Genomic DNA, 13,532 nt, shown 5'->3' on the forward strand with positions numbered 1-13,532 from the left:
ATGGATGTGGTTTCCGGAGCGAGGCCCGAAGACGGGACCGAAGTGGACCTGGTCGACGCCCGCCGGGCCGCGGTCTCCGGAACTGCGTCGACTGATCCATTCGCCCCTTTCTTCATCGACCCGCCAAAGCGTTTCCAGGTGCTCGCGCTGGACGGCGGCGGGGCAAGAGGCCTCTTCGCGGCCCACATTCTCGCTCGCCTCGAGTCCGACCTGGGTGTGAGAATCACCGACTCATTCGACTTGATCGCCGGCACATCAACAGGCGGGATCATCGCGCTTGCCCTCGGCGCGGGATTGCGCCCAGCCGAGATCGTCGCCCACTATGACCGACTCGTCGACGCTGTGTTCCCGTCCCGGCGTCGCCGATTCAGGCCGCTGCAACTGGTCAGGCCTTTGTACAGCGCGGACGCGCTCCGTTCGGCGTTGACAGACGTGGTCGGAGACAATCGACTGGGCGACAGCCTGAAGCCGCTGATCATTCCGACCTGGGACGTCGAACTCGGGCAGGTCCACATCTTCAAGACTCCGCACCATCCCAGATTCACCAGGGACTGGCGGATCAGCATGACCGATGTGGCTGTAGCCACGTCGGCCGCGCCGACGTACTTCCCTGCCGCTCGGGTGGACGGCTGCCGACTCGTGGACGGTGGCGTCTGGGCGAACGACCCGTCCGTCGTCGCCGTCACCGAGGCGGTCAGCGTGTTCGGCGTCCCTCTGGGAGCGGTCAGGGTCCTCAGTGTTGGCACCATCGGCGAGGGCCAAGACCACCCGAAGGCGCTCGACAACGGTGGGCTCGCGCAATGGTCGACGCGACTGGTGCCGACCTTCATGGGCGCGACCAGTCGCGCTGGGCAAGGCATCATCCAGCATCTTGTCGGCAGGAGCAACTACCTGCGCATCAACGCGACCATCAAGAAATCAGCCAGGTTCTCCCTCGACGCCGTGAACCGGGACGACGTCGAAGGTCTCGCCTCAAGCGTCAGCCGCGTCCACGGCCCCGACTACACGACCATGTTCGACGGCCACCGCGCCTACGACTACGAGCCGCTGCACGCCACTGGCGAGCCAACCCGCGAGGGGGAACATGCAACTCTCTGACCATTTCGATGTGCTGCTCAAGGACACCGTCAACCTCAGCCGAGCAAAGCTCGACCTGTTGCAGATCAGGGCCGACGCGGTCTCAAGCGCGCTGATGGCCGACACTGAGATCGGCGATCTCATCTCTGGCTTCACCCCGCAGGGTTCCTGGGCTCACCGCACGATCATCAACCCCCAGAACGGCAAGGAGTTCGACGCCGACATCCTCCTTGACATGGACGAGGTCGACGGGTGGGAAGCCAAGGATTACATCGAGCAGGTCTACCGCGCGCTGGGCCGCCACGGCACATACTCGGCCATGCCGCACACGAGGAAGTGCCGTTGCGTGCGGTTAACGTACGCCAACTCCATGCACATCGACATCGTCCCTCACCTCCATCTCGCCGACGGGCGCGAAGTCATCGTCAACCGGGACCTCAACGAGTGGGAGACGACCAACCCGACAGGTTTCACTGATTGGATGAGGGCGAAGGACTCTGTCACCGACGGCAACCTGCGCAAAGTCATCCGTCTCGTCAAATACTTGAGGGATCACAAGAATTCTTTCACTGGCACTCCATCGATCATCATCACTACCTTGCTCGGCGACCGGGTCGACGAGATCAGCAAATTGGTCCGGCCTGACTACTACGGGAACGTGCCCAAGGCGCTGCTCCACCTCATATCCGACCTCGATGCTTGGCTCCAGCAGCAGTGGACTAAGCCATCGGTGGCTGACCCCTCCAGTCCAGGCACCACATTCGACCACCGCTGGGAAGACGCAAGCTACGAGTACTTCCGCAACCGGGTTCACGCGCACGCCGCCGAGATCGCGGCGGCTTACAGCGAGCCAGACAAGGCCAAGAGCGTCGAGCTGTGGCAAGGCATCTTCGGGTCGGGGTTCGCCGCACCGGCAACGACGGGTGATGCCGCCGCGTTCGGAACTTCTCAGGGGGCGGCCTCCACGATTCGGAGGCCAGGCCGGGCTGGATGACCAAGAAGCGCGTGCGTCCCCGGTACTCACTGTGGCAGACAGAACTGCTGGCGCAACTGCGCCGCCGCGCAGACGAGCAGCCCGACATGTTGACGCTCGCAACCAACCCCAGACGTGAAGACAATAAAGCTGTCACTGTCGGCATCGCCTTGAACACGGGAAGCATCGCCGTCGTGCCCGGTGGGCTCCCACTCCAGGAGCGGGAGGAGTTCTTACTCTGTCTACCCGAATCGCCCCGACTCCCTCCAGGGGTCTTCGTCCAGCACGACCGCTTCCTCGGCTTCCCGCACGTAATGCTCGGGCGTGTGCTGTGCGTCTACCTCGACCCATACCGGGAATGGGACCCAGCGGGCGGCGCGACGGCGCTCCTCAACCGCCTCTACCAGTGGCTGGCAGACGCCGCCGGGGCACAGTTCGACGCCGCAACCGCGCTTTACCACGCGGTAGGAGGCGTTCTGCACAGGACGGAGGGAACACCCACCCTAGTGGTGCGAGACATCCCATCGAGGCTCGCCACCGCCAGACTGGCCCACCGCTCTCCGACAAGACTGGACGTTGTCTTCGGCCCCGAGGCTGCAGGCGACCGCGCCCCGCTGTTTTTCACCAGCCACCACCTGCCTCTCGGCGCTACCAACACCCTTGACCTGCTGCTGGCCGTTCTCGGGCACGAAGCCCAGGGCTTCCTGACGACGCTGAGTGCCAGCGCCGTTCGCAACCCCGAGGGAACGCCCCAGTACTACCTCCTGGCCATCCCCCACCCCGCCGGAGGACCACACCATCTCCTGGGCGGCAGACTGCCCCCGGCCACAGCAGACGCCCTCAGATCGTTCGGCAGGCGCCACGGGCCAGCCGCCATCCAACCGTCGATGATCCGCCAAGACACCAAGATCGAGTGGTGCAACATGTCAGACGAACGAGCAGAGAACACGACCCGGCGGGACGCCACCCGACCCGTCAACGGACTACTCGACAAGACCGCCTACATCTGGGGATGTGGCGGTCTCGGCTCATGGATGGCAGAGTTCATGGTCCGAGCAGGCATCTCGAAGATCACACTGTGCGACCCCGGCACCATCATCGGCGGTCTGCTAGTCCGCCAGAACTACACTGAGGCCGACATCGGCAAAGACAAGGCAACGGCCCTCGCTGACAGGCTGCGCGCTCTGAGCGACGCCGTCGACGTGACGGTCGACAGCGGCATGGGGCCGGCCAACGTTGCCGACATGCTGGCCGCAGACATCATCGTGGACGCCACCGTAAGCCTGTCCGTGCAGCGCGATCTTGACGCGCTCGCTTCCAGCCCGGACAGGAGGGCCGTCATCGCCCAAGTGGCCACAGACGCACGGTCAGCCACTCTGGGCATCCTTCACGTCAGCGCTCCGGGAAACGGCGGCACGCTGACGAGTCTGGATGAGAGCGCTGGCGCCGCCGTCATGGCCGACGGATCGCTGGAGTTGTACCACTGCCTCTGGAACTCGGACCATGCCGACGAACTGACCCCAACACGAGGATGCTCGGCCCCGACCTTCCACGGCTCGGCGGCAGACGTGGCAGTCGTGGCCGGAACACTGACATCGCTGATCGGCTCGCATCTTCGAGGCACGGCAGTGTCCGGAACTCACCTGGTGGCCTCACCCACAGCGGCCGCAGGCCCACGACACCACTTCTTGCCTCACGACAGCAGCGACCAACGACAAAGTGGCCTGCCGCGAAGCGGCAGGCCACTCGCCGGGGAGCGAGCTACTGCCGGTCAGCCCTCCGGCTCTTGAGCTTCGCGCCTACCAACAGAGCCGCGCCGAGCACCAAGGCGACGCTTCCGATTGCGATCCAGGGGCCGGTGTTCGCGCCGGTCATAGGGAGCGCCTTCCCGCCGGTCTCGGCAGACGGGCCGGGTTTGGGCGGCTGGTGCCACATGGTCCGCTCGCTGACCGTCCCGAAACGGCCCTGGGCGAGGACTGCCCGGTCGGGACTGTCACTGTCGGGCGACCAGGCGATCTCCTTGATCCAGGTGCAACCTTCCTGGTCGGAGGTGAACTCCGGCGACAGGAACTTGGCCGTCTCCCCGGCGCCCAGCTCTTTGTCGAGTTCGGTGGCGCCGATCTTGACCGTGCCGTCCATTTCGTCTGGGTCCGGCGCCTCGCATCTCAACTCGTCTTGGGCCGCGCCGGGGTTGATGTAATCGGTGCGCTGGTACCAGAACTCGACCTGGGTTCCCTTCGGGAACGGGCCGGTGAGTAGGGCTTCATCGGTGATCGTGTCCCCGACCTGGGCGTGCTCGGGGGCCGTGGTCGTGATCTGCGGCTCGGCTTCCTCCGGTGGTGGCGGCAGCAGGATGGCGGTCTCGTTGACGAGGCCGCATGCCCCACGCCGGATCACCTTTCCGTCGGCGTCGGCGACGGTCTCGACCAGGGACAGCAGGCCGGGCTTGTCGGGCATGGTGAACTCGGGCGAGGCGTAGACGCCCTCCCCGCTGATCGGCGCGAGCCGGCCGCTGCTGGCGAGCAGTGTTTCCGGGGTGCATCGCGCGCCTTGGTAGGCCGCCTCTCCGGACGGTTGGGCCACGATGCCGGGCGCCTGCCCGTCGTCGAACGGCTGCCAGTAGACGTCCCAGACGACTGTCCACCCGGTGGTGTCGGCGGGTCGCCCGTCGGTGGGGTACCAGGCGTGGAGCAGGTCAGTGATCTTGGTCCCGGCTTCGACCTGGAGGGCTTCGGTGCGCGCCTGGGCAGTGGCGACGCTGGCTCCCTTGCGTGTGGCTTCGGTGACGGTCTGGGTGATGAACTGGGGCTGTTCGTGGACCAGGGTGATGGTCTCCGATTTCTCTCCGCAGACCGACCGGTACGGTTCGGTGCGGGCGTCGCCGGGGTAGGACACGACGAACGTGTATGTGGCGTCGCCGCCCTCGGCTTTGAACTTGGAGCCGGACACCATCTGGCGGGCGGCCCAGGTGTTCCACGCCGGGGTCTTTTCGTTGACCGCGATCAGCCTGGCCGCTGGGTTGTCGACGGTGCAGGACTCCGGTGTGACGTCGCCTTCGATCCGCCACAGTTCGACGGTGACGGTCTTCGCGTCGGCCTCCCAGGGGCCGTAGCCGCCCCAGGCGGTGTGGCCGACCGCGCCGTGCAGATCAGAGTCTTCGGGGCCGTCGGGCCAGTCGGTCTGCCAGACCTCGTCGGTGAAAAACACCTCCTCGGTGCCGTCGTTGGTGGCCGACCATTGGCTGGCCGACGTGTGGACGACCGGGGTGCGGCGGATGATGACAGTCTCCTCGGGCAGCCACAGCGGCGTCGTGGCGTCCTTGGCCAGGTAGTCCTTGGTCGCCTCGGGCTGCCGGTCTCGTTTGATGTCGTAGACGAACCCGTAGGCCCCATACTCGCCGTAGTCGACGGTGTGGCAGACGGTCTGGGCGTGGTCTTGGCCGGCGGCGGTGAAGGTGAGCTGGTACTCGTCGACGACTGGGATGCCGGGGTCGATGCTGGTGGTCTGGGCGGCGGGCACCGCCGAGTGGTACAGCTTCCCGTCCGCGAGCACTTCGACCGGCCTGTCGGTGCCCCACTGGTTGAGCCACAAGTCGCCGGGGCTGGTGTGCTCGACCCACACGCTGTCGCAGACCTCGACGGCGCCGTCGCCCTTCGGCTCGGCCACGGTCTCGTGTTCGGTCTGGGACTTGATGACCAGGTCCATCTGGGTGACGTGGGTTTCGCCTGGTTGGCCGAACTTGTCGGACGGGTCGTTGTCGAACAGGACTTTCACGTCGTCGGCCTGTTGGCTGCGGTCGATCCGCCACACCCAGGTGCCGTACTGCGAGGTGGGGACGGTGAACCCGGCTGGGGCGTCCACGGTGACCGGGTCGCGTCCCGTGGTGGGCAGGGTCACGTCGACCGTGGCGGTGCCGAGCGGTTTCGCGTCTGCCGGTGGCTGGTCGGCGATGACGAACGAGGACGCCGATCCGGCGTAGTACGTGCCGGCCGCTTTGACGACGGCGGGGTTCCCGTCAGTCTTGCTGATCCACTGGTCTGTCGGGTTGGGCAGAGACACTGTGATCGTGTCGTCGGGGGCTTGGCCTTTGGCCCGGTATTGGTCGGGCAGAGCGGAGGAGACGGCGAGGGTCATGGGGATGGTGTACCGCTCGGTCGCTGCGAAGTAGTCGTCGCAGGTGGCCGCGCCCTTGGGCAGGTATTTCGCGTTGCCGCCCTGGTAGGCCGGGTCGAGGCACCAGCGCATCGCGTAGTGCCCGGAACCCGTGTCGGGCAGGGTCGTGGTCACGGTGGCCCACACGTCCGGGCCGGTCAGCGTGACCAGGGTCGGCTCAGCAGACACCACCACAGCCCCGGCGGGCAGCGTCTTCGACGCCGCGGGCGGCGTGGACGCCTTGACGACCTGGCCGGAGGCGACCTGCGGATGGTAGGTCTTCGGTTTGGTCTGGATCGCGTCGGCCCATTCCTTGACCGGCCACTGGGTGCCGTCGACAGCGGTGGCCTTGACCTTGTCCTGCACCGTCGTGGCGTTCCGGTCGAGGACCTTGGTCGGGGTCTCGGTGGTGATCTTGGGCTGCCATTTCGTCTGGGTGGCTTTCCCTGTGACCTTCGCCTCCAGGGACTGTGTCAGGCCGGTGACGATCCGTTGGGTCGACCCCTGCTGGTAGAACAGGTAGCACGGCTGCGGCACCCCGGCCACGGTCATGGTCACAGTGACCGCCTCGTCGGCGATCAGCGTGTGCCGGGGGACGATCCGGGCGGACTGGACGCCGGCGCCGGTGGTCGCGGTCATGGTGGTTCCGCCGCCGTCGAACGTCGCGTTCGGCGTCGTGATCGTCAGCGTGGTCTTGAACCCGTCGGCGTAGTGGGCGGCGGCCCGGTCTGTCTCTCCCTGCCGGACCAGGCCGTACCAGACGGTCAGGTTGTCCGCGTCGACTTGGAGCAGGGCTTGGCGTTGCCCGCCGTTTCGTTTCGCCTCGGCCGCCAACCGGTCGTGGACGCCCCGGTAGGTGACGGGGATGGAGTCGTGGTACTCGGCGCGGATGAACTGCGACACCGACACGGAGACGGCGTCGTCTGTGGACTTGTCGTACATGGCGGCCAGGTAGGCGATCTGGGCGGTCTTGTCGGGCGCGCCGCCCGCGGTCTGGCCGCAGATTTTGGTGGCGTGGGCGGGGTCGAGGGTGTCCGGCGGGGTCGTGCCGGGGTCGGCGCACCAGCCATACTGGCCCTGGATCAGGATGTTGCCCCAGTGCGTCGACGCGCCCTTGTAGGTGCCCCACTCGCCGCTCGGATACTCAGCCGCCAGAGCGGGCGTGGCACCGCCCACCGCCGACAGCGCGCTCACGCCCAGGGCGATGGCGGCCAGGACGGCCTTCTTGAATCTGGATGCCCTGCCCCCGTGACGGGCGCGGGCGGTCTGCTTGCGAACCACTCAGGATTCCTTTCCCACATGCGGCCCCGGTGGGGCCTGGTTGCCGGAGACCCGAGATCTCGGGTCGCTTACGGCCCCCAGGTACACGCCGCATCCCATACGCGCGCACGGGCTCCGTCGCCCAGCGCGCCTACAGTCGTTCCTGTTCGGCGGTCTCCATGAACCGGGTGGCCTGGTCGATGTAGTCGACGAGGAACCGCCACTGCTCGTTGTCGGCGTGCTGGCCGAACACCTTCGGGTCGTGGCGGTTCCACCAGCCGTTTTCCCGGCGCAGCGCCACGACGAGCGCGCGGGCGGACTGCTTCTCCCTGGCGTGCGGGTCACGCGGCGGGGGAGGCGGTTTCGGCTGGCTTCCCCTGGTTTCGCCGACGGTCTTGAGCGCCCGCTTGGCGGCCTTCAACCTCGCCTTCGGGGATTCCTCGGCCTCGACCGCATCTAACTGCTGGACGGCGGCGTCACGGACATCTTGCGGTTCTGTCGGGCTGTCGGCGGTGGTGGCGAGTTCGGTGAGGGCCTGGTGGAGTTTGACGCGTTCCCAGCGGGCGGCGACGTGGCCGTCCTCGTTCAGTTCGACCAGCGCGTCGATGGCGTCCTGTTGCACGAACGGGTCGGCTGTGTCGTCGCGGGCGATGGCCTGGAGTTCGCGGATGCGTTCCAGGCGCTGATGTGAGTCGGTGCCGGTCACTTTGACGGCGGCTTTCGTGCGGGACTTCGACGCCGACGGGGTCTTCCCTGCCGGGGGTGGTGAATCACCACCCCCGTCCGCCCCGGCCGGGGCGGCAGTGTTGCCGAACTGGGTGGCCTGGTGGCGGGCTTGCGCTTGTGCCGCGTAGACCGCCTCCCACGCCGCGTAGGCTTCGGCCTGCTCGATGGGCGTCCAGGATTTCCGCAGCGTCTCGTCGTCCCACATGGCCAGGGTGCGGGCCTGATCGTCGGTGATGTTGGTCGCGACCCAGCACGGCACGGTCTCCCAGCCGAGCTGCGTGACGGCCTGGACGCGGCGGCGACCGCACAGCAGTTGCCCGGCCTTAGTGACGACGACCGGGGATAGCAGTCCGAGGCGTTGGATCGAGTCAGCGAGGGCGTCGATGTCGCCCAACTCCTGCCGGAAGACGCCCTTGACGCTGATGTCGTTGAGTGGTTTGGCGTCCACCAGGTGGCCGTCGTCCATGCCTTTCGCCTTTCTTCCCGTCGATGTGTTGACGGCGGCCAGGTAGGGGTGGCCGACCCAAAGGCGGAGGGAGGGCAGGCCCGCTCGGGGTCTGCCCTCCCTCCGTTGGTCAGGTCACAGACTCATACCTCGCGCGGGACGGTTGGGCGGCTGGCCCAACCAGTCCGGTCTGGACGGCCCGACGGGTGGTGTGCCGAGGCTGAACCGGGTGGCGGGTTGGACGCTGGTCGGGGCGGGGCGTCGGCCGGCGGCCTTGTTTCCGACGGCTTTGGCTCTCAGCTTGGCCAGGTCGTCCAGTGTTGCCTGGTCAGCCCGGTCTTTGGGGTCGACGGCTGCGGCCCAGCCTGGCCCACCGGCTTGGGCGGCGGTGCCGACGACGAGCCGGTAGCGGCGTTCGCCTGCCGTGTCGGTCGCGTCGTACACGCCCGGCGGCAGGCACCGGTGCGCATCGCGTGACAGGCCCGAGTACTGGTGGCCAGCAGGGCCGGGCACGATCACAGCCCGGTCGCCCAGCCTGCGCACGATCCGGGAGACCTGGTGGCGGGCGTCCCGGTCGAGCCATGTCTCGCCCAACGTCTGCCCGGTCTGGCCGGGCACGATCAGTTGCCGCAGCGCGTCGACGCAGGCTTTCTCCAATCCGCCCGGCGGCTGGGGCGGGTAGGACGGCGCCGCGGCCAGCGACTCGCGGAGCAGGCGGGCCAGTTGCGCGTCGCGGCGTCGGGCGGCTTTGGGCAGGTCGGCCCGCCATTGGTCCCGGTCCCACCGGTAGGCCATGTCGTCGAACTCGCCGTCGTAGGACGGGCGGGTCGCCCGGTAGTCGGCGATGTCGGGCTCTTTCGGCAGCGGCTCCCCGGCCAGCATGACCGCGACCTTGCGTTGGAACGTCTCCAACGCCTCGTGCCGTTCCAGCAGATCGGCCACGTTCGCGGCGTTCATGGCCAGGTCGAGGCAGTGTTCCATCCAGTCCTCGACCGCTGCGTCCCACAGATGCCCATGAAGGGCGCCGTCCAGGTCCGGCCAGTCCTCCGGCTGGGGCATCTTGGGGAACGCCTCGGCCAGCATCTCCGGGATGCCCGAGTCCAACAAAGGCCCCCACACCCGCTCGGCGTCCCGCCCGTGCTCGGCCATCAGCTTGTCCCGGCCGGCCTGGCCGCCCACAGTCGGCTGGGCCGTGGGCGTGGGAGATGGCGGCTCGGCTGGGTTGAGTGGCGAGCCGGTCTGGGATTCGACGATGTGAACGGCGGGGACCGCCAGGTTCTTGCCGAGCAGCCGCAGCCATTCGCGGGCCTCGTCGGGGGTCTTCGGCTCCGGGTAGGCGTCGAGGAACTGTTGTACTCCCTCGCAGCTGTGGGGGTCGTCCTCCAGTTCGGCGTGGATGCGGGAGGCGATCAGCAAGTCCAACTGGTCGCGCGTGTCGGCCAGGAACACCTGCGGAGCCGCCCGTGTGCCCCCGTTCCAGGCCACTGCCGCCACCAGCGGACGCTTGCCCTCGGCTGGCGCGGCAGGGTCCTGGTTCGGCGCGGGCGATGGGTCGGACTGGACGGCCTGGCCGGTCGGGACGGGCGGCGCGGCGGCGGGTGTTGGTTGTCCGGTGGCGGTCTTGAGGATGGGGTGGCAGTCGAACTGTGGGCTGGGCATGACCTCGCGCAGGCCGTCGAGCCATTTCTCGACGCCGTCCGGGTGCAGGCCGGCCGGGTCGCCGTGTTGTTCCAGGTAGCGGGCAGCCTGGTCGGAGGCCGGGTCGTCCAATTCCTTCTCGTACAGGCGGGCCGCGATCCGGCGGGCGACCGCGTCGTGCTCGCGGTCGATGAAGACCTCCATCTCGGTCGGGGTGAGGCTGTTCTCGTCGTCCCAGACGATCACCCCCGCTGACAGCGCGTTCGCGTCAACTGTCGGACTGGGCGCGGGTTCGGCGCGGCGCAGGCCGAGGGAGGCCTCGAAGTCAGGCGGGCCGACCTGGTCGAGGACGGCCTGGTTGACGGCCTGCCGGGTCAGCGAGGTGAACACTCCCATGTCGATGTCGGCCACCCGGATCTCGGGCAGCGCCGTGGCCTGCTGGTAGCCGTCCAGCCACCTCGTGACACCCTGGGCGTCCATGCCGGTCGGGTCGCCCAAGGCGTCGAACAGGTCGCCGACGTCGAACGCCGGGCTGTCGTGCATCTCCTCCCACAGCCGTGTGGCCACGCTGCTCTCGACTGCCGCGCGATCCACCCCGACGATGATCTCTGGCGGCACGCCGCCGTCCAAGTCCCACCAGATCACACCGACCGTGACCGTTCCATCCGTCTCGGGTGCGGTGGCCGCGGCCTCCGGGCCGCTGTCGACCGTCGTCCGGGCGGTCATGGTCTCGGTGGCTGAGGCGGGCGGCAGCGGCGGCAGCCACTCCTGGCCGATGTCGAACCCTTGGTCACGCAGGACCCATCGGTGGGCCCGCAGCCAGGCTGTGACGGCGGCCGGACCGGGCAGCTTCTCCGGGTTGCCGTGCTCCTCGGCGAACTGTCGCTGCTCGGGCGTCTGGAACGGCCCGTCGAGCCGCTCGTGAAGGAGCACGGCGATCCGCCGCTCCAGGGCTTCGCGGTTGGCTTCGGCGAGCAGGCGCGCGTTCCACACCGACCCGGTCTGCGCGACAGCCGCCAGGAACAGCCTTTCCGGGTTTGCCGGATCGGCCTGCTCGACCGTGACCTCCTCCAGGGCGAACGCGGGGCCGGGACGCTCGGTTTCGACGGCCAGGAGCCAGTCCGACACGTCGCAATCGCCCGACCATTCGGCGGGGCGGGTGTGACGCTCGGTGAACGTGGACGTGCGCTCGAACCCAGAGTCGGACACCATCGCCTCGTGCAGTCGGGCGGCCACCTTCCGGGCCACTTCCGGTTCGCTGCGCCCGACGACGAACTCCGCGGCGAAGTCGTCGTCGGGGTCCCGAAAAATCGCCCCGACCCACGCCGTGGTCGCCACCGTCTCCTGAACGGCGGGCCGTTCGCTGGAAGCCTCGGTCCCTGCGGACTCGCTGGCCAGAGTGGGCGCGGGCGACCTCTGGGCGAACGCCGAGTCGGGATCGACGGTGGCGTGGTGGGTGGTGAACACCGGGAACGGCAGTTCCCGGCTCGCGGCGATCAGCCATCGCGACACCGCGTTGGGGTCGCCCAAGTCGGGCTGGCCGTGGACGTCGAGGAACGCGTCGTAGCCCGCGTTCGTGTCAGCCCCGATGATGCGCTGTTGGATCGTCTCGGCGAGTTCGCGTTCGACCAGGTTCGGGTCGAGACCGCCGATCACCTGGGTCTCGTCCCACACGTCCTCGCCCCACCGGATCACCGCCACCGTCACATCGTGGGCCGTCTCGGCGTCGGCCTGGACCAACACCGTGTCTCGGTGGAACGCCGGTCCAGGGACATCCATCGCCAGTGCCTCCAGCCAATGCTCCACGTCAGCCGGTTCGTGCCACTGGTGCGGCTTGGGGCTACGGTCGATGAACGCCCGCGCCTCGTCGTAGCCGGGGCTGTCCGCGATGGTGTTGAACAAGACCGTGGCCACCTCCTTGTCCAGGCGGTCTCCGTCCCAGTCGGCCATGACCTGCGGGTACTCGCTCGTGTGGTCGGGACGCCAGAACACCGCCCCCACCGCCAGGTCACGCCAGCCAGGCGTCGTGGCCGGGGTTGTTGGTTCGCTCATGAGTTGCCTCTCTGCTCGGGGTCTGCCGCCCGGCCGGGCGGTCGCCCGGGCAGGTACGCGAGGCCGGCCACACGCCCGAGAGGGTGTCGTATGGTCCCTTGCTTCTCAAGGGTTCTCAAGTCGCCGCCGCCAGCCGGTCCACGCGCGCCCGGATCAGCGGCACGAACGACGCGTCCTTCTCCACCGCCACGACCCGCCGCCCCAGCGACAACGCCGCCTCGACCGTCGAGCCCGATCCCGCGAACGGCTCCAGCACCACGCCGCCCGGCTTCGTGAGCAAGCCGACCAGCCACCGCATCAAGCTCAACGGCTTCACCGTCAAATGGGACACCCCGTCCACCTTTGGCCGTTCCGACTGGCCCGGCTTGCCCTCATACCGGAACACCGGGAACCCGACCGCCGCACCCTCGCAGCGGGCCTCCAGCGCCCGGCCCTGCCGCTCGTCCATCGCCACGTTGACCGGCCACCTGCCGCCGCCGAACCTCCCGGCATCGACGTTGATGCCGCCCGTGCCGTGGTCCAGCACGTTCGCCACCACGGTCCCGGCCAGGGGTTTGCGGGCGATCAGGATCGGCTCGAAACCCGGTTTCAGCCCCGTGCCCCACCCGGCCATCCGCCTGGCCTCATCTGTGACGGGGTCGCCTTTTGACAGCACCCGCCGGGTCATGCCCAGCACGCCGTCGGAGTTCGACACCTCCACCTCGCGATCCTCGCGCACCGCGCCGAGGTGGGTGTCGATGGCGTTGGAGATGTCCATCGACTTCGGCATCCCGGTCGCATACAGCCAGGCGATCTGGTCGCGCACCTCGAACCCGGCGGCCTCGACACCAGCAGCCAGCCGGTGCCACGTCCGCGCCCCGCCGAACGCCGCCATGTGCCCACCCGGCCTCAACGCCGACAAGGCACCAATGGCCCACGCCCGGCACCACGCCTCGAACACCTCCCCGTCGGGCATCCCCGCCGTGTCGAAGTCCAAGGATTCCCGGAACCCCCTTGCCCCGTCCCAGTCCTGGTCGCTGAACTGCAGCCCGTACGGAGGATCGGTCACCACCGCGTCCACGCTGTCCCGCGCCAGAAGCGGCAGGACGCGGACAGCGTCGCCGACGACCAGCATCAGCCGGTCAGTGTCGACGGCAGTCGGTACGGAAGCGGCGATGGGAACGACAGACACAGGCGGCCTCCCGGTGGCGGTGAACAAAGCACCGGGGA

At 68.3% G+C, this 13,532-nt stretch carries 7 protein-coding genes; 3 read left to right on the plus strand and 4 right to left on the minus strand.

Features of this window, described 5'->3' with window-relative positions:
- Genes LBC97_09975 through LBC97_09985 form a run of 3 tightly spaced genes read left to right on the plus strand, consistent with a single transcriptional unit; the run spans window position 1 to window position 3,840 of the window.
- The gene (locus LBC97_09975; protein MDR2566359.1) at window positions 1-1,098 is read left to right on the plus strand and encodes a patatin-like phospholipase family protein; all 1,098 of its coding nucleotides are present in this window, start codon (window positions 1-3) and stop codon (window positions 1,096-1,098) included.
- Complete coding sequence (locus LBC97_09980; GenBank protein ID MDR2566360.1) at window positions 1,085-2,071, plus strand: hypothetical protein; 987 nt, start codon at window positions 1,085-1,087, stop codon at window positions 2,069-2,071. The genes LBC97_09975 and LBC97_09980 overlap by 14 nt, the downstream gene beginning before the upstream one ends.
- A complete protein-coding gene (locus LBC97_09985; GenBank protein MDR2566361.1) occupies window positions 2,068-3,840 on the plus strand; it encodes a ThiF family adenylyltransferase in 1,773 nt (590 codons plus the stop codon). Before LBC97_09980 ends, LBC97_09985 begins: the two co-directional genes overlap by 4 nt.
- Here the strand turns inward: LBC97_09985 and LBC97_09990 are convergent.
- From LBC97_09990 to LBC97_10005, 4 genes are all read right to left on the minus strand, one after another.
- Complete coding sequence (locus tag LBC97_09990; GenBank protein ID MDR2566362.1) at window positions 3,812-7,483, minus strand: hypothetical protein; 3,672 nt, start codon at window positions 7,481-7,483, stop codon at window positions 3,812-3,814. The two genes, LBC97_09985 and LBC97_09990, sit on opposite strands and share 29 nt — an antisense overlap.
- Window positions 7,484-7,613: 130 nt before the next feature.
- The gene (locus LBC97_09995; GenBank protein MDR2566363.1) at window positions 7,614-8,654 is read right to left on the minus strand and encodes a ParB N-terminal domain-containing protein; all 1,041 of its coding nucleotides are present in this window, start codon (window positions 8,652-8,654) and stop codon (window positions 7,614-7,616) included.
- A 114-nt stretch (window positions 8,655-8,768) separates the two neighbouring features.
- Window positions 8,769-12,323, minus strand: coding sequence for a hypothetical protein (locus LBC97_10000; GenBank protein MDR2566364.1), 3,555 nt, complete (start codon window positions 12,321-12,323; stop codon window positions 8,769-8,771).
- Window positions 12,324-12,438: 115 nt separating this feature from the next.
- Complete coding sequence (locus LBC97_10005) at window positions 12,439-13,494, minus strand: site-specific DNA-methyltransferase (GenBank protein ID MDR2566365.1); 1,056 nt, start codon at window positions 13,492-13,494, stop codon at window positions 12,439-12,441.
- Window positions 13,495-13,532 lie beyond the last annotated feature (38 nt).

The sequence above is a fragment of the Bifidobacteriaceae bacterium genome, assembly GCA_031281585.1.
Classification (GTDB): domain Bacteria; phylum Actinomycetota; class Actinomycetes; order Actinomycetales; family WQXJ01; genus JAIRTF01.